Source organism: Sphingomonas yabuuchiae (genome assembly GCF_014199595.1).
Classification (GTDB): domain Bacteria; phylum Pseudomonadota; class Alphaproteobacteria; order Sphingomonadales; family Sphingomonadaceae; genus Sphingomonas; species Sphingomonas yabuuchiae.
The window spans coordinates 136,007-157,686 of record NZ_JACHNX010000003.1 but is presented as its reverse complement, the minus strand read 5'-3'; the positions used below and the strand labels follow the sequence as shown (position 1 = coordinate 157,686).

Sequence of the window (21,680 nt, the reverse complement as noted above, 5' to 3'; positions counted from 1 at the left end):
ACAGAAGCCGGTGTGACGGAATAGGTAGACGTACCACCTCAGTGGTCCCCGAAAGGGGTGCGGGTTCGATCCCCAGCCACCGGCAACTGCTCAGAATTTCGCCCGATGAATTTTCCCTCCCTGTGAGGAAAGCAAGATGAACGAACTGACCAACTTCGCCAATCCGGTGGCCAAGCCGGAAACCTTCGACCAAATTCAGATCGGTATCGCGTCGCCCGACAAGATCCGTTCCTGGTCGTTCGGCGAGATCAAGAAGCCCGAGACGATCAACTACCGCACGTTCAAGCCGGAACGTGACGGCCTGTTCTGCGCGCGCATCTTCGGTCCGATCAAGGATTACGAATGCTTGTGCGGCAAGTACAAGCGCATGAAGTATAAGGGCATCGTCTGCGAGAAGTGCGGTGTCGAAGTCACGGTGTCGAAGGTCCGCCGTGAGCGGATGGGCCATATCGAACTGGCCGCCCCCGTTGCGCACATCTGGTTCCTGAAGTCGCTGCCGTCGCGCATCGGCTTGCTGCTCGACATGCAGCTCAAGCAGCTCGAGCGCGTGCTGTACTTCGAAGCCTATATCGTCATCGAGCCGGGCCTGACCCCGCTGGAGAAGTATCAGCTTCTCACCGAGGACGAACTGCTCGACGCGCAGGATGAATATGGCGAGGACGCCTTCTCCGCCGGGATCGGCGCCGAGGCGGTCCGCATCATGCTCGAGAATCTCGACCTGGAAGGCGAGAAGGTCGCACTGCTCGAAGAGCTGGCGACGACCAAGTCGGAGCTGAAGCCCAAGAAGATCATCAAGCGCCTGAAGGTCGTCGAGAGCTTCCTGGAATCGGGCAACCGTCCCGAATGGATGATCTTGGAAGTCATTCCGGTCATCCCGCCCGAGCTGCGCCCGCTGGTGCCGCTGGACGGCGGTCGTTTCGCGACCTCGGACCTGAACGACCTGTATCGCCGCGTCATCAACCGCAACAACCGCTTGAAGCGCCTGATGGAGCTGCGTGCGCCGGACATCATCGTCCGCAACGAAAAGCGCATGTTGCAGGAAGCGGTCGACGCACTGTTCGACAATGGCCGTCGCGGTCGCACGATCACGGGTGCCAACAAGCGTCCGCTGAAGTCGCTGTCCGACATGCTGAAGGGCAAGCAGGGCCGCTTCCGTCAGAACCTTTTGGGTAAGCGCGTCGACTATTCGGGTCGTTCGGTCATCGTGACCGGCCCGGAGTTGAAGCTGCACCAGTGCGGCCTGCCGAAGAAGATGGCGCTCGAGCTGTTCAAGCCGTTCATCTACGCCCGTCTGGACGCCAAGGGTCTGTCGATGACCCTGAAGCAGGCCAAGAAGTGGGTCGAGAAGGAGCGCAAGGAAGTCTGGGACATCCTGGACGAGGTGATCCGCGAGCACCCGGTCATGCTGAACCGTGCGCCGACGCTTCACCGTCTGGGCATCCAGGCGTTCGAGCCGGTGCTGATCGAGGGCAAGGCGATCCAGCTTCACCCGCTGGTCTGCTCGGCGTTCAACGCCGACTTCGACGGCGACCAGATGGCCGTGCACGTTCCGCTGTCGCTGGAAGCGCAGCTGGAAGCGCGCGTCCTGATGATGTCGACCAACAACATCCTGTCGCCCGCCAACGGCAAGCCGATCATCGTTCCGTCGCAGGACATGGTGCTGGGCCTGTATTACCTCTCGCTCGAAAAGCAGAAGGAACCGGGCGAGGGCATGATGCTGGCGGACATGGAGGAGGTCCACCAGGCCCTCTTCGCCGGTGCCGTCACGCTGCACACCAAGATCATCAGCCGCGTTCCGCAGACCGATGAGAATGGCGAGCAGTATCTCAAGCGCTTCGAGACGACGCCGGGCCGCATGCTGCTGGGCGAGACGCTGCCGAGGAGCCACAAGGTGCCCTTCGACATCGTCAACCGCGTCCTGACCAAGAAGGACGTCGGCGAGGTGATCGACGAGGTGTATCGTCACACCGGCCAGAAGGAGACCGTGCTGTTCGCCGACGCGATCATGGCGCTGGGCTTCCGTCACGCGTTCCGTGCGGGCATCTCGTTCGGCAAGGACGACATGATCATCGCGCCGGACAAGGATCGTCTGGTCGATGAGACGCGCGAGCAGGTGAAGGACTTCGAGCAGCAGTATCAGGACGGCCTGATCACGCAGCAGGAGAAGTACAACAAGGTGATCGACGCCTGGAGCCGTTGCGGCGACCAGGTCGCGAACTCGATGATGAACGAGATCAAGGCGGTCCGGCATTACGAGGACGGCCCGATGGAAGGCCGTGAGAAGCCGATCAACTCGATCTACATGATGGCCCACTCGGGTGCCCGTGGTAGCCCCGCCCAGATCAAGCAGCTGGCGGGCATGCGCGGCCTGATGGCCAAGCCGTCGGGCGAGATCATCGAAACGCCGATCATCTCGAACTTCAAGGAAGGTCTGACCGTTCTTGAATACTTCAACTCGACCCACGGCGCGCGTAAGGGCCTGGCCGACACGGCACTGAAGACGGCGAACTCGGGTTACCTGACCCGCCGTCTGGTCGACGTGTCGCAGGACTGCGTCATCATCGAAGAGGATTGCGGCACGACCCGCGCCCTCGAGATGAAGGCGATCGTGCAGGGCGGTTCGACCATCGCCTCGCTGGGCGAGCGTATCCTGGGCCGCACCACGGCCGAGGACATCGTCAACGCCAAGACCGGCGAAGTCATCATCGCATCGGGCGTCCTGCTCGACGAGCCGATGGTGGCGCGGATCGAGGCGGCGAACACCCAGTCGGTCAAGATCCGCAGCCCGCTGGTCTGCGAATCGAAGGTCGGTGTCTGCGGCAAATGCTATGGCCGTGACCTCGCCCGCGGTACGCCGGTGAACATCGGCGAAGCGGTCGGCGTCATCGCGGCGCAGTCGATCGGTGAGCCGGGCACGCAGCTGACCATGCGTACCTTCCACATCGGTGGCGCGGCGCAGCTGAACGAGCAGTCGAACCTGGAAGCGGCGGTGGACGGTGTCGTCCAGTTCCGCGACCTGCGCCTGATCACCGACCAGCGTGGCCGCCGCGTGGTGCTGAGCCGTTCGGGTGAAATCGCGATCGTCGACATGGACGGCCGTGAGCTCTCAGTCGACCGTATCCCTTACGGTGCGTACGTCCTGTTCGACGATGGTCACATCGTGTCGAAGGGCGACCGCATGGCCGAGTGGGATCCGTTCACCATGCCGGTGATCACGGAAAACCCCGGTACGGTGAAGTTCCAGGACCTCATCGAGGGCAAGACCCTGACCGAGCAGGTCGACGAAGCCACGGGTATCGCCCAGCGCGTCGTCACCGAATATCGCGCCTCGACCAAGTCGAAGGAGGATCTGCGTCCGCGCATGACCCTGCTCGACGACAATTCGGGCGAGGCCGGTCGTTACATGCTGGCACCGGGTGCGACGCTCTCGGTCGAGGACGGGGCGCAGGTGCAGGGCGGTGACGTTCTGGCCCGTGTCGCGCGCGAATCGGCCAAGACCCGCGACATCACCGGCGGTCTGCCGCGCGTTGCCGAGCTGTTCGAAGCACGCGTTCCCAAGGACTCGGCGATCATCGCCAAGGTCTCGGGCCGTGTGGTGTTCGGCAAGGATTACAAGGCGAAGCGCAAGATCGGCATCCAGCCCGAGGATGGCGGCGAGGTCGTCGAGTATCTGGTGCCCAAGTCGAAGGTGATCGACGTTCAGGAAGGCGACTACGTCAAGCGTGGCGACAACCTGATCGGCGGCTCGCCCGATCCACACGACATTCTGGAAACGATGGGCGTGGAGCCGCTGGCCGAATATCTGGTCAGCGAAATCCAGGAAGTCTATCGACTCCAGGGCGTGAAGATCAACGACAAGCACATCGAGACGATCGTTCGTCAGATGCTGCAGAAGGTCGAGATCACCGACGGCGGCGACACCACGCTGCTGAAGGGCGAGCAGGTCGATCGCGAGGAAATGGACGCGATCAACGACAAGCTCGACGCGAACCAGGTCCGCGCACAGGGCAAGCCCGTCCTGCTCGGCATCACCAAGGCGTCGCTGCAAACCCGCAGCTTCATCTCGGCGGCGTCGTTCCAGGAGACTACCCGCGTCCTCACCGAGGCGGCGGTCCAGGGCAAGCAGGACACGCTGATGGGCCTGAAGGAAAACGTCATCGTCGGCCGCCTGATCCCGGCGGGCACCGGTGCGGGCATGAACCGCCTGCGCGTGGCGGCTTCCAGCCGCGACGCAGCGCTCCGGGCGCAGCAGCGCAAGCTGGCCGAGGCGATCGTCGCGCCGGTCAGCGCGGCCGAGCAGCGGGCGGCGGAAAACGCCCGCTCGCCGCGGGAAGACGTCGGCACGGGCAACGATCCGCTGGCCGAGGTTGCCCCCTCGGGCCACGGCACGGATGCCGATGCCGGTGAGTATCTGAACGACTGATCCGACTAACGGATTGGAAACAAAGGGCCGCCGTCCGGGCAACCGGGCGGCGGCTTTTTACCGCCAGTGACATGGATATGTAATTTGAAGCAGGCCTCCGGTTCCCGGCCATAATTTGTAACAGGAAAAACGACGGTTTTGCGCCGAATGGAGGGCGCGTGAGGCCGGATACAGGAACCGAAAGGCCCTCCCAACCATATACGAATATTGGAGAAGATCCCGGAGATGCGCGGGTTATTGGTGCATCGCCGGGACCCTGGAGACCTGAAATGACGTCGCCTGAGATTGACGAAGACTATTTCTATCAGCGTGCCGAAACCGAACTCGAACTGGCCCAGAAGGCGACCCACCCCGCTGCGGTTCGAGCGCATTACATTATCGCCAACCACTATCTCGACCGGGTGTACAGCCAGCCGGATGCCAACGCAGCGGTCGAGGCGGCGGAGTAAGCTCGTCGCCGATCAAGCCAGAGATTTGAATGCGTTGGAGCCGCCTCGACCGTTACCGGTCGGGGCGGTTTTGCTGTGCGCTGCGGGGTGCCGGTCGACGTGGAAATTGGCTCGATTGCCGTAGTGCCCTGGCCATCACGAACTTTCGCGACCGCCTTTTCTGCCACCCCATTTACTCCTCCCCGGCGAAGGCCGGGGTCCAGTTGCAAAGCAGTTGGAAGAATTCACCCACAGTTCCCGGACTGGATCCCGGCCTTCGCTGGGATGGCGTGACCTGTGTTTTTACGCGCACACGCAGCTCGTCTCATTCCTCCCCTGCAAGGGGAGGGGGACCAGCGAAGCTGGTGGAGGGGTGTAACCCTATCGACAGCGGGACACCCCTCCGTCAGCGCTTCGCGCTGCCACCTCCCCTTGCAGGGGAGGAATGACGAGGAACTCTTCGCACCGGGCAGCCATGCGACCCGGCACCCCAAACGGAAAAAGGCGGGCCGTTTCCGACCCGCCTTTCCGTCCTTGGACGATGGCCGTCCCGATCAGATCAGGACGATGTCGCTTGCCGCCAGATCGACATGGTTGGACAGCGCCGCGAGGATCACGAAGGCTTCCTGGCCGCCGACGCCATCGGGATCGTACAGCAGATGGCCCTTCTTGGCGTTGTAGATCAGATGCTGGTCCGCCGTCGTCGCGGCGGCCCCGAAGGTCAGCTCGCTGAAGTCCAGGCGGCCCAGGCCATATTGGGCCAGCGCGGTGAAGACCTTGGTGTCGATCTGCAGCGTATCGATGCCGGTTTCGAAATCCTTGATCTGATCGTGCCCGCCGTCCGGCTTGATGGTCGATAGGATGAAGGTGTCGGCACCTTCGCCACCGATCAGCACGTTCTTGCCCGCGCCGCCGTTGAGCACGTCGTTGCCGCGCCCGCCGATCAGCAGGTCGTCGGTGGTGCCGCCCAGGATGATGTCGTTGCCGTCGCCACCCGCCAGCTTCAGCGACCCGGTGGCCTTCAGGCTCGACAGGTCGATGACGTCATTGCCTCCCTGGCCCAGGATCTGGCCCGACGCGGTTTCGAAATTGACGAAGCTGGCCTTCACCGTGCCGCTCATCACCACATCGAAGTTCAGCGCATCCGTGCCCGCGCCGCCATCGACGCGCTGGACGTTGGTCAGGTCGCCGGTCCAGTTCGCAATGTCGTCACCGGCCCCCAGGCTGACATCGCCCTTGATCGATCCGGCGTTGTTCAGCACGTCATTGCCCGCGTCGGTCGAGACGTTGCCGACGATGCTGCTCTTGTTGGTGATCGTGTCGGCCTTGTCGCCGATAATGGTGATCGCCGCTGCGCCATTGCCCGCAACGATCGATCCACCGGCTTCGTTGGTCAGGGCCAGCGCCGCGAAGGCCGCGCCGCCATGGCCATTGTCGACGGTGATCGCGCGTTGCTCGCTGACGATCTGGCCGCTGTTGACGACGGTGCCGCCGCCGATCGCCAGCGCTTCGTTGAAGCCGTCGCCGCCCAGATATTTGCCGACCGCCTGGATCGTGCCCGCATTGGTCAGGTCGATCAGGCCGTCGACATCGATCCCGTCGCCGTCCTTGGTGGCGGTTGCCGTGCCCGTAATCACGCCATGGGCGGTGTTGACGATCTTGGTGACGGTCGAGGACGCGGTGTCCAGATTGATGCCCGAGCCCTGCTTGCCCAGGATCGTGCCGTCATTGGTGATGCCGATCGACTGCGTGCCGGTGATGCCATGGCGCGCGCCGATGATCGTGCCGCCCGCATAATTTTCCACCGTCACGCCGATGTTGGACTGGGCATCGATGCCGTCATTGCCCGAGGAGCCGCTGGTGCCGTTGCGTGCTTCGATCACACCGGAATTGGCGATCTGCGTAAAGGCGCTGGTGCGGATGGCATCGGCGTCGGCGGACTGGATCACGCCGGTCTTGCCGTTGGTGATCTGGACATGGCCCGCTTCGGTGACGCGCACATCGCCCAGATCGATCGCCTGACCGTTCCGGCCGCCGGTGCCGGTTGTTTCAAGCCGACCATTGTTGGTGATCGCGATCACGCCGGTGAAGACGGTGCCACTGTTCGCGGAGGTCAGGCGGATGGTGTCGCCCTGGCTCTTGATGATGCCGCCCTGCGCATTGGTCAGCGTGAATTGGGACAGGTCGCAATATTCCTGGATGTTCACACCGCGACCACCGGTGGTGCTCATGGTACCGCAATTGTCGACCGTCGCCGAGCCGCCCTTCAGCGTGGTGCGGACCCGGAAGATGTCATCCCCGGCCGTGATCGTACCCGAATTGCAGACCACGATATTCTGGTCGGCGCTGGTCAGGAAGCTATGGGCAGGGGACCAGAAGGTATCGATCGCCACGTCGCGCGCCACAATCTCGCCCCTGTTGTTCAGCATCGCGTCGTTCGACGAACCGATCAGCTTGAAATACACGGCCGTGGAGGTCACCGGCGTGAGCCTGCCCCGCGCGCTGACGGTGTCCGTTTCGCCACCATAGACGAAAAGCGGGGCATACCAGTTTCTGGAAACCGTAAAGTCCGTCATGATCGTTTCTCCCCTGACCCCCCTGTGGGCCGTATGACGGGGCGAGGGCTATGGTGTGTTCACGACGCTTGCAATCATAGTTGCCGAAGGGTGACGGTGCCGAACAGTCCCATGAGTCTCGAATTGAAGCAGCGATGGATCACTGTCCAATATTGGGATAGGGCGGCGGTTCGTTAAATGTTTGGCCGCTTCAACATATTCGTTTGTCTGGCGAAATGAGATTATACACCAGCACGGTGAACTTATCCCTGCTCGACAGAAGCGTATCGGCGACATAGGCGGACGTCATGAGTCCAGCCCCCATTCGCCGTCGTCGCAAGATTGCCCGGCATGACGTTTTCGTCATTGCACTGGCCTATCTGCTGGCGATGCTGATCTTTTTCCGTGTGCCGATCGCCAGCGGCTTCGACCTGGGGTTCGGCGAGCGCGGCGATGCGTTGATCGAGATGACCATCCTCGAACATTGGCGCAATGTCTGGTCGGGGGTGTCGTCATGGAACAGCGGCTTCTACTTTCACCCTTATGGCGGCACGCTAGGCTATAATGACGGCTATTTCCTCTATGGCATCGTCTACAGCCTGTGGCGGCTGGTCGCTGACCCCTTTCACGCCGACACGCTGAACATCCTGACCTTCAAGACGATCGGCTTTTTCGCCGCCTATGCCCTTGTGGGGCGCACCCTGCGCTGGGGGCGGGGGGCGGCGGTCCTGGTCGCGCTGCTCTGGACGATCGCCAGCAACATCCATCTGCAGGCAGTCCATGCCCAGTTGCAGAGTGTCGCGCTGCTACCCCTTGCGATGATGCTGGCGATGGCTTGCGTCCGGGCGGAAGGCGCGGGGCGGCATGGTGCGGCGCGGGTGCGGGCGGTGGGCCTGGCCGCGCTGATGGCGGCGTGGCTGATGACCTCTTACTATATGGCCTGGTTCACCATCTTTTCGGCCTGCCTGTTCCTACTGTGCTGGGGCGTGATGACCGGGCAGGCACGCCCCGCCGCTGCCTTTGCGCTGGTTCGCCGTCATGTCGGGACGATCGCGGTCGGCTTCGCGGCCTTTGCCGTCCTGATCCTGCCCTTCCTGATCGTCTATCTGCCCAAGATGCGCGAGACGGGGGGCGAGGGGCTGGAGGACATGCTCGGCTATCTCGTCACGCCGGTCATCGACATGGTGAATGTGGGCCCGGGCAATTATATATGGGGCTGGCTGTTCGCGCCGCTCCATGCGCTGGTCCATCATCTGCTGCCCGACGATCCCGACCTGCCGCGCCGGGTGCTAGGCGGCGAGCATGAGGCGGGGTTTCCGCTGCTGATGGTCGCGCTGTTGCTGGTCGCGGCCTGGCGGATCGTCGTGCGGAAACGGGTGGGCCAGACCGAGGCGCCGGTGACGTTGCGCGCCTTCACCCTGGCCATGATGGTCGCCTGGGTCCTGACCCTGCAATTCTGGTACGCCTCGCCCTGGCTGCTCGTGTTCGAGTTGGTGCCGGGGGCCAAGGGGTTGCGCACCGTCTCCCGCTATCAGCTGTGGCTGACCCTGCCGTTCCTGCTCGTCATCGTGGCGGGCTGGCGGGCGCAGGCGGCGCGGTTGCGGGCGGAGCGCCCGGCCTGGACGGCGGCGATCGTCGCTTTGCTGGTCGCCGAGAATCTCAGCGCCGAGACGCCCGCCCAACTCAGCCGTGCCGTGCATCGCGCCGCCCTGTCCGCAATCCCGCGGCCGCCGCGCGACTGCCGCGTATTCTACGTCACCGCGTCGCGGGTGACCGAGCCGCTTTACATCAGCGAGGAACTGCACAAGCTCTATCCGCACAATGTCGACGGCATGTTCCTGGCCGAGCTGTGGCGGGTGCCGACGGTCAACGGCTTCTCGACCTTCAATCCGCCCGACTGGCGCTTCGGTGATCCACTGGCGGCGGATTATGATGCACGGGTGGCGGCCTATGCGCGACGGCACGGGCTACGCGACGTCTGTGGGCTGGATGTGCGACGGGCTCGGCCCTGGGCACGGCTTGGGGGTACATCCGGCGCGTGACGTACGCAGCAAAGATTCATTACAGAGCATATATGTGATGTAATAACATGTCTATTATATCCTGTCCTGCGTGTCGCGGGCCGTGCGCTCGCGCCGCAAAGCCCGAGGCGTCTTTGGCGGACAGGAAAGGAAGGCAGAATGTTTACGGACGACATGGTGCACAAGGCGCTTCAGACCTGGTGCGACAATGTGGTGGCGGTCGGCCAGGTCCATGCCGAGGGCGGCGATGTCCAGGCCTTTGCGACCCAGGTCCTGACCGACAATTACGATTACGACAGGGGGCAAGTCCTCTTCAAACCGACGCTGACCTATGGCGCGCAGACCTTCCGACCCACCAAGGAAGGTGCTTTATCCTATTTCGTCGGCGGGAATAACGAGTTTCCCGACGACAAGGGCTTCAAGCTCAAGCCATGGGTGAAGGTGTGGTATAACAAGCTGGACTATATCCTTCATGGTGATCTGGCGATCGTGCAATGCAATGTCCATTTCATCGGCGGCGATGATAGTCATATCTTCGTGAACAAGAGCTTCGTGTTCAAGCAATGCTCGGACGGCAAGGTGCGGATCATCCTGCATCAGTCGTCGCTTCCCTATCAGCCCTGATCCTGAAGGCGACCCATGGGGGTGCGATACGGCGCGTCGCATCCCCGCGTCAGACCGTCGCCGAGGTTCTTTGCAAGAATGGCACCCACGCGAATCGACCATGTTCTGACGATCAGCGGTGACCGTCTCTGGCTCGATCGGATCGCCCGCTCGCAGACTGCGCTGGCGATCTGGTGGCGCGGCGTTCCCGAACCGCTTCGATCGCTTCTCGCCAAGCTCGACCTGACCACCGTCGAGGATCTTTCCGTCACGGTCGAAGCCGGTCACTCGCTGGAGGCGGCCTTGCGCGGGGCGGGATATCCGCAAACGGTGCTGGCCCCACTGGCGGAGGATATCGATTTGCTCGTCCGGCGTCATGCGGCGCTGACCGGGGAGGATCGATTGCAGGTCGGACTGGGGGTGGTCAGTGCCGGTTCGGACACGTGCTTCGGTGCGGATTGCGGCACTCTGCGTCTGTCATGCACCTATGTCGGTGCCGGAGAGCAATGGTGCTGCGCGGATGGACGGGATGCCATTTGGGAGGTGCCGACAGGCGCGGTCGCCATATGGAAGGGCCGCGATCTGCTGGACCCACCGCTCATCGTTCGCCGCGCGCCGCCGATTTCGGCCAATGCCGGACGTCGCCTCGTGCTGACGATCGATCCGCCATCCTGTTGAAAGGGCGCTGCGGTTCGGCACCAAAAGAAAAGGGCGACCCCCGAAGGGGCCGCCCTTAACTTTAGCTCGCCAAGCGAACGGGTGCGAAAGGTTGCCCTTTCGCAGTCCGATTACTTGAGCTCGACGGTCGCGCCGGCTTCTTCGAGCTGCTTCTTGATCTTCTCGGCCTCGTCCTTGGCAATGCCTTCCTTGACGGGCTTCGGAGCGCCTTCGACCAGCGCCTTGGCTTCGGTCAGGCCCAGGCCGGTGATCGCGCGGACTTCCTTGATGACGTTGATCTTCTTGCCGCCGTCGCCGGTGAGGATCACGTCGAATTCGGTCTTCTCTTCAGCGGCCGGAGCAGCAGCGCCGCCAGCAGCAGGAGCCGCGGCAACAGCAGCGGCGGCCGAGACGCCCCACTTCTCTTCGAGCATCTTCGAGAGCTCAGCGGCCTCGAGGACGGTCAGCTCGCTCAGCTGGTCAACCAGCGCGTTCAGGTCTGCCATGTTCTTATCTCCAATACGGGCCGGATGAAGTGGCCCGAGTGTGTCAGTTCAATCGTGTTCGCCCGAAGATCAGGCGGCTTCCTTGTCCTTGTCGGCATAAGCCGCGAGGACGCGGGCGATCTGCGCCGCGGGAGCCTGGGTGATGGTGGCCAGCTTGGTCGCCGGAGCGACGATAAGACCAACCAGCTTCGCCCGGAGCTCGTCCAGCGAGGGCAGAGTCGCCAGCGCCTGCACGCCTGCGACATCAAGGACGTTCGCACCCATCGATCCGCCGACGATCTCGAACTTGTCGGTCGTCTTGGCGAAGTCCACGGCCACCTTGGCGGCGGCCACGGGATCGATCGAGCTGGCAATGCCGACGGGACCCGTCAGCATGTCAGCGACACCGGCATAGTCGGTGCCCTGGGCTGCGATCTTGGCAAGCCGGTTCTTCGAGACCTTGTAGGTCGCGCCGGCTTCCCGCATCTTCGTGCGCAGGGCCGTCGACTGGGCGACGGTCATGCCGTGGTTGCGGGTGATGACCACCACGCCAACCTCGTTGAAGTTGCGGTTCAGTTCGGCGACGGCCTGGCTCTTTTGATCGCGATCCATGCCATTCTCCATGGTTGGAACGACCGCGAACGGTCATCCCGGTTGCTTGACCGGGGGGTGAAACCACCCCTCGGGGTGTCCAGCGATGGGGAATGGGCAACCGACGCGTGAGAAACGCGGGGCAGACCGGACGGGACCAGCAAGTGGCACGACCGGCAAAATCCTTTTCCCCGTCTCGGCAGGAGATTAAGCCAGGGCATATTCCCCGGCACCTGCTGTCTTGGACGGAATCCGAACGGGCAAGCCCATCCGGATGCGGGGCTGCCCATACGAGGATCGAAGACGCGAGTCAAGCAATCCCATCGCATGACGTCCGTGTCATGTCATAGTCATGTATTGGTCACCGACATGACGCCGAAATGAAGCGTGCATGACTTGGTTCGGCGGCAAAGCGCCCCTGCTTACCGCAGCGCTTCCCGCGCGGTACCGGGGGAAATTCCATGTCGGATATCAACAACATGGTCGCCTATGACGATGGCGACATCGATACCAACCGCTCCGCCAACGCGCATATGAGCGACCTGATCGCCACCCGCCTGTCGCGCCGCCAGACGCTGCGCCATGGTGTGTCGGCGATGACCACCGCGCTGTTCGGCGGCGCGCTGCTGGCCGGTTGCGACGACGAGAATCCGCAGGCGGTCACCGCCACGGCGGCGGGCAGCACCGCCAGCGTCGCCGCGGGCCGTCCCGTCACGCTGACCGGCACCGTCGGCAGCGGCCAGGTCGCCAATGTGAACTGGAGCCAGACGGCAGGACCGTCGGTCACGCTGACCAACGCCAACCAGCTGGTCGCCTCGTTCCGCGCACCCGCCGTGGCAACCGCGACGCAGCTGGCGTTCAAGCTGGAGATCACCAGCCGTGACGGCCTGGTCACCAACAACACGGTGACGCTGACGGTCACGCCGATCACGCTCGACTTCACCGCCGTGCCGCACAGCCTGGCCGATATCGTGACCGTCCCCTCGGGCTATAGCGTGACCGTGCTCTATCGCCTGGGCGATCCGATCAGCAGCGCCGTCCCGGCCTATGCCAATAACGGCAACGACACCAATTTCGCACAGCGCGCGGGCGACCATCATGACGGCATGAGCTATTTCGGCCTGTCCTCGTCGGGCGCCAATCCGGACCCGAACAGCAGCACGCGCGGCCTGCTGGTCCTGAATCACGAGAACATCACCCAGCTCTATCTCCACGCCAACGGCCCGACCCCCAGCCCGCGTCCCGAATCCGAGGCGATCAAGGAGATCGAGTGCCACGGCGTCTCGGTGATCGAGGTCACCCGCGCCAACGGCGCCTGGACCTATGTCCAGAGTTCGTCGCTGAACCGCCGCATCACGCCCAACACGCCGATGGCGTTCAGTGGCCCGGTCAAGGGCAATGCCTGGCTGAAGACCGCCTATTCGGCCGACGGCACCATGGGTCGCGGCACGATCAACAACTGCGCCAACGGCACGATGGCGTGGAACACGTACCTGACCAACGAAGAGAATTGGGCGGGTTATTTCCGCCGCACCGCCGGTGACGCAGCGGTCCGCACCGCGACCACGGCCAGGCAGAATGTCTCGCTGGCCCGCTATGGCATCAGCGAGGGGCGCTCGGGCAATTATGGCTGGACCACGGTCACGCCGTCGGATGCGTCGAGCACCGTCTTCCGCCGTTGGAACGCGACCGCCAATGCCGCGCTGGCCGCCGATGGCACCGCCGACTTCCGGCACGAGCCGTTCCAGTTCGGCTGGGTGGTCGAGATCGATCCGTTCAACCCGAATTCGACCCCGCGCAAGCGCACCGCGCTGGGCCGCATGAATCACGAAGGCTGCCAGAGCGGCCGGATGATCGCGGGCGTCCGTCCGGCCTTCTACATGGGCGACGACGCGCAGAACGAATATATCTACAAGTTCGTCTCGACGACGCCGTGGAATGCCTCGGATGCCAGCGCCAGCGATCGCCTGGCGGTGGGTGACAAGTATCTGGACAACGGCACGCTCTATGTCGCGAAATTCAACGCGGACGGCACCGGCCAGTGGATGCCGCTGGTCTTCGGTCAGAACGGGCTGAACGCCTCGAACAGCGTCTATCCCTTCGCGGATCAGGCCGATGTCCTGATCAACACCCGTCTGGCCGCCGACGTGCTGGGCGCCACCAAGATGGACCGGCCGGAATGGACCGCCGTCAATCCGGCGACCGGCGAGATGTATTGCACGCTGACCAACAACGCCTCGCGCAAGCCGGTGGCCTCGGGCAATCAGACCGGCGTCGATGCGGCCAACCCGCGATCCTATGTCGATGCGCCTTCGACCTCGGTCGGCAACCGCAACGGCCATATCATCCGTATCCGCGAGGCCAACGACACGACCGAGGCGACGAGCTTCACCTGGGACGTCTATGCCTTCGGTGCGGGGGCGGACCTGGATCCGACCAACATCAACCTGTCGGGGCTGGATGCGACCAACGACTTCTCGTCGCCCGACGGCCTGTGGTTCAGCCTGCCGAGCAATGTCGCAGGCCAGCAGACGCCGGTGATGTGGATCCAGACCGATGACGGCGCCTTCACCGACGTCACCAACTGCATGATGCTGGCCGCGATCCCCGGCCGGGTCGGCGATGGCGGCACCCGCTCCGTGACGAGCAGCGCGGGCGGATCGAGCGCGACCGTCACCACGCGGATCGGCAAGGCGCCCGGCGTGACGCTGAAGCGCTTCCTGGTCGGCCCGAAGCAGTGCGAGATCACCGGCATCCACTCGACGCCGGACGGTACCTCGGTATTCGTCAACATCCAGCACCCGGGCGAGGACGCCAGCACCCCGTCCGCGCCGACCAGCAACTGGCCGGACAGCCAGGGTGGTTCGGCCTCGGCGACCATCCGCCCGCGCTCGGCCACCATCGTCATCACCAAGAATGACGGCGGCGTGGTCGCGATCTGATCGATTGCCGACGCGACTTGGTCGCATCGTGAGCCGGAGGGGGCGGGAAGGCGATTGCCTTCCCGCCCCTTTCGCGTTCAAGGCGGACGCGAAAGGTGGGGTGCATGACGACGACACGGCGCGAGGTAATGGCGGGCGCGGCGGCAATCGGGCTGGGCACGGCGGTCGCCCCGGCGATGGCGCGGCTGCCGGGCGGCGACCGGCTGATCGCGGGCACCTATGCCAATGAGGGCGGCAGGGGGTTGTACCATATCAGCGACGGGCGGGTGCTCGGTCCGGTGGACACGACCATTGTCGACGCCTCCTATGGTGTCGGCGGTGGGCCCGATCAGACCTTCTATCTGTTGCGGGAGCGGCGGGAAGGCGGCTGCACCGGCTATGGACCGAACTGGGCCGTGCATGGTGGCGCGCCGACCGGCGGGGCGGACCCGTGTCATGTCGCGATCGACCGGGCTTCGGCTTGCCTGGCCGTCGCCAATTATTCCAGCGGCTCGGTCTCCTTCTATCGGCTCGACCGTCGAACCGGCGCGACCGGCCCGGCCCAGGTCTTCCAGCATCATGGTCACGGCCCCAACACCGAGCGTCAGGCCGGGCCGCACGCGCATTGGGTGGGGTTCAGCCCTGACCGGCGTTGGCTGCATGCGGTCGATCTGGGGGCGGATGCGATCTTCGCCTATCGCTTCGACCCCGCCGCACGCACGCTGGCCGAGCCGGTGGTTGCGTGGTCCGCGCCCGCCGGGGCAGGCCCGCGCCACATGGTCCGCCATCCGACCCTGCCGCGCGCCTATCTTGCCTGTGAGCTGACGCCGAAGCTGTTCGTCCTCGATGCGCTGCCCGATGGGCGTTTTCGTGACGCAGGCGAGCACGCGCTGCTCCCCGAGGGCATGAAGGGGCCGTCCTATGCCGCGCATATCGCGATCGATCGGGCGGGGCGGACGCTCTATGTGTCCAATCGCGGCGCGAACACTATCACCGTCTTCGCGCTGGATGCGAAGGGTGAGCCCCGGCTGGTGCAGCATGTCCCGACCGGCGGAAACTGGCCACGCTTCTTCCTGCTGCGCGAGGGGCGGGGGGAGATGCTGGTGGCGAACGAGCGTTCGGGCACGGTCGACGCCTTCCGCATCGGTCGGGACGGCCACCTGACCGCGACCGGCCGGAGCATCGCCATTCCGGGCGTGGTGTTCCTGGCCGAGGTCTGACACGCCCGGACCTCACGACCGTCCGCTCCCCCTCCCGTAAACGGGAGGGGGTGGGGGAGGGTAATGTGTCTCACCGAGACCATCGCTTGCGGCTCAGCCCCCACCCCAAATCCAGTTTCAGGTAAACGATGCCCCGCATCGTTTAGGTCATGCCGGGGGCATGACCGACCTGAAACGCCCCTGCCGGGAGGAGGGGCTTTGCGCCAGGTTTCGCGGGTATCGCGTCATGTTGTTGACGGTGGCCAAGCGTGCGGTCCGCGGCTAATCCCGAACCTTTCCATCCGAAACAGCCGAAGATTTCATGCGCTTTTTCCAACCCTTGCTCGCCGGAGCAACCCTGTCCGGCCGTCTGCTCGCCTGTGTCGGAGCGGTCATCGGGATCGCGCTGACCATCATCGTCTGTGGCGGCCTGCCGCCGCTCGGTCCCGACCTGCCGATCATCGTCGCGCCCCTGGGGGCCTCGGCGGTGCTCGTCTTCGCCGTGCCCGCCAGTCCGCTGGCCCAGCCTTGGTCGGTGGTCGGGGGCAATGTCCTGTCGACGCTGGTCGGGGTGGCGATGTTTCAGGCGATCCCGTCGCTGCCCTTGGCAGCCGGGTGTGCGGTCGGGGGTGCGATCCTGGTCATGTCGCTGGCGCGCTGCCTGCATCCGCCGGGCGGCGCGGCGGCGCTGACCGCCGTGATCGGGAGCCAGGGCATTCATGCGGCGGGCTTTTCCTTCGCCTTCGCGCCGGTCGCGATCAACTCGATCGCGCTGGTGGCGCTCGGCATGTTCTTCCACCGCGCGACGGGGCGCAGCTATCCGCACGAACCCGCGCTCGTCCCGCCGGTCGGCGACGCCTCGCGCATCGGGGCGGAGGATATCGACGCTGCGCTGGAGGATATGCACGAGAGCTTCGACATCGCGCGCGAGGATTTGGACATGCTGCTCGCCCATGCCGAACGCCATGCGCGGGCAAGGGGTAGGAATGCACGTGGCGGGTGACGGGCGTGGCCTTCGACTTCGCTCAGGTTGAACGGAGGGGGGATCAAGGCCCAGCATCCGTTCACGCTGAGCGAAGTCGAAGCGCATGCCCGGACCCGGCGGCTGAGCTCATGCCACACATGAAAAAGCCCGCCCCTCAGCCTGAGGGGCGGGCCTTTCCCATCACATGATCGAGGCGATCAGCGATACTTGCCGGTGAACGACACGCCGATGATGCGCGGTTCGTTGAATACGGCCGCCATATAGTTCTCGATCACGCCCTTGAGGTTCTTCTCGTTCGTGATGTTGCGGGCGAAGACCGACAGGCTCCAGTCGTCGTTCGGCGCGGAATAGCCGATGCTCAGGCCGCCCTCGAAATTGCCGTTCGAGGTGAACTCCTTGGTCCGGTACAGGACGAAGTTCGTGTACCCTTGCAGGTTCCAGTCGGTCGCGATGAACGCCTTGCCGCCATCCGCCAGCGGCATGTCATACTTGGCCGCCAGATTGACGTTGTACTCCGGCGCGTTGGGCAGCGGGTTGCCGTCGATCTGCGCGAAGAAGGCGGGGGCGCCGAACACCGTGCGGGTGACATATGGGTCGAGCACGGTGCAGACCTGCACGCCGTTCAGACCGCAGGTCTGGGCGAACACGCGCTTGTCGCGGATTTCCGAGTGCAGCAGGCTGACACCCGCCGACAGCGCCAGGTTGCGCACCGGCAACCACTGCGCATCGGCTTCCATGCCGTAGGCAACGGCCTTGTCGGCGTTGAACAGGACGCCATTGCCGTCCGAATCATTGCCGTTCAGCTGGATGCCCTTCACGCGGTAGGCAAAGGCGGCGGCGTTCAGGCGCAGCGTGTTGTCGAACAGCTTCGATTTAAAGCCGGTCTCGAACGACAGGTTGGTTTCCGAGTTCGCGGTGGTGAAGTCCGAATTGAACACCGCCGAGCGACCCTGGATGGTCGGGCCACGGAAGCCCTGTGCCGCACGGACATAGACGTTCAGGTTCGGATTGACCTCATACATGGCCGACAGGTCCCAGCTGGGCTGGGTGTCCGACAGGCGCACGTCGCGGCGGCCGCGATAGACCACGCCGCCATCGGGCCGACCCGGCGCCTTGAGCAGCTGGGTGCGCTTGGTATCCTCGCTGATCCGGCCACCGGCGGTCAGGGTCAGGCGGTCGGTCGCCTGATAGCTGACCTGCCCGAACACGCCCCAGGAGGTGTTGACGTTGTGCAGGCGGACCCAGTTGTCCGGGTTGTTGGTGTTCGGGTTGCCCGGTGCCGCCGGATTATAGGCGGGCAGCAGGAAGAAGCGGCGCTGGTAGAAATCGGTGACGTCGCGGCTGTCGAAATAGATGCCGCCGACCTGCCACTTGAACGCGCCGGTCCCGGTCGAGGCCAGGCGGACTTCCTGCGTCCATTGGTCGAGACCCCGGACCTGACCCAGGCTCAGGCCATAGCCGTTGGGCTGGCCATTGAACGGGAAGTTCGCGGCCGCGCCGCCATCGGTGTCGCCCTTGCTGAAACCGGCCGTGGTTTCATAGGCGGTGATCGAGGTCAGCTCGGCCGGCCCCAGATCCCAGGCGGCGCGCAGCGAGGCGCCTTGCGTATCATAGGACTGCGGATTGCCCTGACCCTCGTCATAGGCGACGCGGTCGCGCGGTTCGGCCGACACGTCGCGCGAACCCTTCTTCAACGCACCGCGATGGAACAGCGTCGAGGTACCGTCATACCAGCGGGCATGGCCCGACAGGTTGAACGACAGCGTGTCGGTCGGCGTCAGGAGCAGCTGAAGGCGCACGTCGCGCTCGGTGAAGCCGCCCATGGCGTTGTTCTTCGGGGTCAGCGTGCCGTCCAGGCTGGTGCCCGCATAGCTATTGTCGACCCAGTTGTCGCGGTGCTGCACGAGCGCGGACAGGCGGAAGGCCAGCACGTCGCGGATCAGCGGGCCGCCGACACCGGCATCCATGCTGATCGTGTTGTAGCTGCCGATCGAGGCGGTCGCGCGGCTCTGGAAGCTCTGCGTCGGCTTGATCGTGTCGAACTTGATGATGCCCGCAGTCGTGTTGCGACCGAACAGCGAACCCTGCGGCCCGCGCAGCACCTCGACCTGATCGACGTCGAAGATCGGGTTCGACTTCAGCACGACATGCTCCAGGACCACATCGTCCTGGATGATCGACACGGGCTGCGACGCGCCCAGATAGAAGTCGATATTGCCGAGACCGCGAATGTAGAAGCGCGGGAAGATACGGCCGGTGGTCGTCTCGGCATACAGGCCGGGCACGCGGCCCGACAGCGCAAGGATGTCCTCACCGCCCTGTTGGAAGGTGCGCAGGTTCGACCCGCTGACCACGCAGACCGACACCGGCACGCGGTTCAGGCTTTCCGAACGACGCTCGGCGGTGACGACGACGTCGCCCAGGCCCTGCTGCTCGTCCGTTGCGGCGGTCGTGGCCGTACCCTGATCGGCGGCAGCTTGCGCCATGGCCGGCACGGCCGCCAGCGTTCCCCACGCAGCGCCCAGCAGCGCCGCGGTCTTGATAACCGATTTCATATAGTCCCCACGCTCCGGCGGGCGGTTCATGCCGCCCGACTGATTAAATTCTCCCGGTAGGGCGGGCGGTTAGAGGCGCATTATGGCGCTCGCGTGACAGAGGTGGTGCGGAAAAACCACAATGGCTCATGAATTTACGATCGGCCACGGCCATGGCCCGACCGCCATGGCGCGGCTGCTCTGGACCCTGTTGTCACAGAGTTGTAACCCGGTTTTGCTTGACGGAGGGCGTGCGTCTGGTCAGGGGGGCGGCGTTCGTGCCATCCTCGGTTCTTGACCCTTTCACGGTCCGGCGTTGCGTCGTGGCCCGATCGGTCATGGCCTGAAGACGTGCACGTTATCGGATCACTATCGGGGTTTACCGACTGATGTTCGCCTGGTTCCAACGCCTCCTGCCGAAGACGGGAAATTTCTTCGAGCTGTTCGAGGCGCAAGCCGCCACTATCCTTGCGGGGGCCGAAGCCACCGTTCGGCTGTTCGACAGTCAGGGCCACACCGCCGACGAGATCGCCGTCGTCGCCGCGCGCGAGCATGACGCCGACGAGATCACGCGACAGGTGCTGACCTCGGTCCGCTCGACCTTCCTGACGCCGTTCGACCGTGCCTCGATCACCTCGCTGATCGGCTCGCTGGACGATACGATCGACGAGATGAACGCGGCGGCCACCGCGATCGGCCTGTACCGGCTGACCAACTTCGCGCCCGAGATGCGCGAGATGGCGGCGGTCGCGGTCGAGGCGGCCCGGCTGACCGTCGAGGCGATGCCGCTGATGCGCGACGTCGCGCGCAACGGCGACCGCCTCCATGCGCTGACCGAGGAACTCGTCCGGCTGGAAGGTCGCGCCGACGAGATCCATGCGGCAGGCCTGAAGCGTACGCTGGACGAATGCGGCGAGCGCGACACGCTGCGCTTCGTCATCGAAAAGGAAGTGTACAAGCATCTGGAGCGCATCCTCGACGCGTTCGAGGATGTCGCCGACGAGATCGACGGCATCGTCATCGATCACGCCTGAGGCGCGGATCATGCACGAACTCGCCTTTCCGCTGCTGGCCGGCCTGATCCTGGTCGCGCTGGCGTTCGATTATCTCAACGGCCTGCATGACGCGGCCAATTCGATCGCGACCGTGGTGGCGACGCGGCTGTTGTCGCCGGTCGCGGCGGTGGTGTTCGCGGCGTTCTTCAACTTCGCCGCCTATTTCCTGACCGTCGCCTTCCCGAGCCTGCACAAGGTGGCGGAGACGGTCGGCAAGGGCCTGATCGCCCAGGACGTGGTGACGCCCGCCGTCATCTTCGGCGCGCTGGGCGGGGCGATGGCGTGGAACGTCATCACCTGGCTGCGCGGCATTCCGTCGTCGAGCAGCCATGCGCTGGTCGGTGGGCTGGTCGGTGCGGGCGTCGCCCATGCGGGCATGGGTGCGGTCCAGTGGGCGGGTCTCAACAAGACGCTGCTCGCCATCGTGCTGTCGCCGCTGCTCGGCATGATGCTGGCGATGCTGGTCATGCTGCTGAGCAGCTGGGGCTTACGCCGCTCGACGGCGGGCGGGGCGGAGCGCAGCTTCCGCGCCCTGCACCTCGTCTCGTCGGCCGCCTATTCGCTCAGCCACGGCCTGAACGATGCGCAGAAGACGATGGGGATCATCACCGTCCTCCTCTATTCGACCGGCCGCCTGACCGGCCCGTTCGAGGTGCCGCACTGGGTCGCCATCTCCTGCTACGTCGCCATGGCGCTGGGCACGATGACCGGCGGCTGGAAGATCATCGAGACCATGGGCAGCCGTATCACCAAGCTGTCGCAGCATCAGGGGTTCAGCGCCTCGACGGCGGGCTCGATCGTGATCTTCTGCGCCTCGGCACTGGGTATTCCGGTGTCGACGACGCACACCATCACCGGCTCGATCATCGGCGCGGGCGTCGCCCGGCGCGCCTCGGCGGTGCGCTGGGGCGTGGCGGGAAATGTGGTGATCGCCTGGATCATCACCATTCCGGCCTCCGCCGTGATGGGGGCGGGCTTCTACCTGCTGACCCGGTTGTTCTGATCAAGGGGAGGGCGAAGGTCCTCCCCTTTTTTCTTATCCCTAGCGCCGTTCGGCCTGAGCGAAGTCGAAGGGGGCGGTAAGGCCCAGCTCCAAAGCCAGAACGACTACTCCGGCGAAGGCCGGGGGCCAGTTGTGGTGCGCCGTCGAGAGCGGGCCGCCATGGCCTCCCACGCAACCGCGCCGTACACTTTCAACAGCATGGCAACTGGGCCCCGGCCTT

At 64.6% G+C, this 21,680-nt stretch carries 14 protein-coding genes and 1 tRNA gene; 11 read left to right on the top strand and 4 right to left on the bottom strand.

Translation table 11 applies throughout. From position 1 onward, the window contains the following. Positions 1 to 6: 6 nt before the first annotated feature. The 3 genes from GGQ89_RS06165 to GGQ89_RS06155 all read left to right on the top strand — a co-directional run bounded on the left by GGQ89_RS06165 (position 7) and on the right by GGQ89_RS06155 (position 4,872). A tRNA-OTHER gene (locus tag GGQ89_RS06165) sits at positions 7 to 85 on the top strand. A gap of 51 nt (positions 86 to 136) precedes the next feature. After that, positions 137 to 4,423, top strand: a complete 4,287-nt coding sequence (gene rpoC / locus GGQ89_RS06160) for a DNA-directed RNA polymerase subunit beta' (RefSeq protein ID WP_184104921.1) — start codon at positions 137 to 139, stop codon at positions 4,421 to 4,423. A gap of 269 nt (positions 4,424 to 4,692) precedes the next feature. Then, positions 4,693 to 4,872, top strand: coding sequence for a hypothetical protein (locus GGQ89_RS06155; protein ID WP_076717482.1), 180 nt, complete (start codon positions 4,693 to 4,695; stop codon positions 4,870 to 4,872). A gap of 533 nt (positions 4,873 to 5,405) precedes the next feature. Here GGQ89_RS06155 and GGQ89_RS06150 read toward each other — a convergent pair. Then, positions 5,406 to 7,427: a calcium-binding protein gene (locus GGQ89_RS06150; protein ID WP_184104919.1), complete on the bottom strand. Its 2,022-nt coding sequence runs from the start codon at positions 7,425 to 7,427 to the stop codon at positions 5,406 to 5,408. A gap of 287 nt (positions 7,428 to 7,714) precedes the next feature. Here GGQ89_RS06150 and GGQ89_RS06145 point away from each other — a divergent pair, with 287 nt between their 5' ends. The 3 genes from GGQ89_RS06145 (at position 7,715) to GGQ89_RS06135 (ending at position 10,708) form a co-directional block, all read left to right on the top strand. Beyond that, on the top strand, positions 7,715 to 9,448 hold the full coding sequence (locus GGQ89_RS06145; protein ID WP_240456535.1) for a hypothetical protein: 1,734 nt from the start codon (positions 7,715 to 7,717) through the stop codon (positions 9,446 to 9,448). A 138-nt stretch (positions 9,449 to 9,586) separates the two neighbouring features. Then, positions 9,587 to 10,051, top strand: a complete 465-nt coding sequence (locus tag GGQ89_RS06140; protein ID WP_184104917.1) for a hypothetical protein — start codon at positions 9,587 to 9,589, stop codon at positions 10,049 to 10,051. 78 nt (positions 10,052 to 10,129) lie between these two features. Further along, positions 10,130 to 10,708, top strand: a complete 579-nt coding sequence (locus tag GGQ89_RS06135; protein WP_184104915.1) for a DUF1826 domain-containing protein — start codon at positions 10,130 to 10,132, stop codon at positions 10,706 to 10,708. Positions 10,709 to 10,818: 110 nt separating this feature from the next. Here the strand turns inward: GGQ89_RS06135 and rplL are convergent, their stop codons facing one another. Both rplL and rplJ read right to left on the bottom strand, forming a co-directional pair. After that, positions 10,819 to 11,193, bottom strand: a complete 375-nt coding sequence (gene rplL / locus GGQ89_RS06130) for a 50S ribosomal protein L7/L12 (protein WP_007403895.1) — start codon at positions 11,191 to 11,193, stop codon at positions 10,819 to 10,821. A 69-nt stretch (positions 11,194 to 11,262) separates the two neighbouring features. Continuing rightward, on the bottom strand, positions 11,263 to 11,784 hold the full coding sequence (gene rplJ / locus GGQ89_RS06125; protein ID WP_056437177.1) for a 50S ribosomal protein L10: 522 nt from the start codon (positions 11,782 to 11,784) through the stop codon (positions 11,263 to 11,265). A gap of 440 nt (positions 11,785 to 12,224) precedes the next feature. Here rplJ and GGQ89_RS06120 point away from each other — a divergent pair, with 440 nt between their 5' ends. The 3 genes from GGQ89_RS06120 to GGQ89_RS06110 all read left to right on the top strand — a co-directional run bounded on the left by GGQ89_RS06120 (position 12,225) and on the right by GGQ89_RS06110 (position 16,886). Further along, a complete protein-coding gene (locus tag GGQ89_RS06120) occupies positions 12,225 to 14,705 on the top strand; it encodes a PhoX family protein (protein ID WP_184104913.1) in 2,481 nt (826 codons plus the stop codon). Between the two features lie 104 nt (positions 14,706 to 14,809). Further along, positions 14,810 to 15,904 carry a lactonase family protein gene (locus GGQ89_RS06115; protein ID WP_184104911.1) on the top strand — a complete coding sequence of 365 codons (1,095 nt, stop codon included), beginning with the start codon at positions 14,810 to 14,812 and terminating at the stop codon, positions 15,902 to 15,904. A 301-nt stretch (positions 15,905 to 16,205) separates the two neighbouring features. Beyond that, positions 16,206 to 16,886 carry an HPP family protein gene (locus tag GGQ89_RS06110; RefSeq protein WP_184104909.1) on the top strand — a complete coding sequence of 227 codons (681 nt, stop codon included), beginning with the start codon at positions 16,206 to 16,208 and terminating at the stop codon, positions 16,884 to 16,886. 179 nt (positions 16,887 to 17,065) lie between these two features. Here the strand turns inward: GGQ89_RS06110 and GGQ89_RS06105 are convergent, their stop codons facing one another. Further along, positions 17,066 to 19,423 (bottom strand): TonB-dependent receptor, encoded by a 2,358-nt coding sequence (locus GGQ89_RS06105; RefSeq protein ID WP_184104907.1) that lies wholly within the window; start codon positions 19,421 to 19,423, stop codon positions 17,066 to 17,068. A 368-nt stretch (positions 19,424 to 19,791) separates the two neighbouring features. Here GGQ89_RS06105 and GGQ89_RS06100 point away from each other — a divergent pair, with 368 nt between their 5' ends. Both GGQ89_RS06100 and GGQ89_RS06095 read left to right on the top strand, forming a co-directional pair. Then, complete coding sequence (locus GGQ89_RS06100; RefSeq protein WP_042483828.1) at positions 19,792 to 20,436, top strand: DUF47 domain-containing protein; 645 nt, start codon at positions 19,792 to 19,794, stop codon at positions 20,434 to 20,436. A gap of 10 nt (positions 20,437 to 20,446) precedes the next feature. Next, positions 20,447 to 21,460, top strand: coding sequence for an inorganic phosphate transporter (locus GGQ89_RS06095; RefSeq protein WP_056436801.1), 1,014 nt, complete (start codon positions 20,447 to 20,449; stop codon positions 21,458 to 21,460). Positions 21,461 to 21,680: the final 220 nt, after the last annotated feature.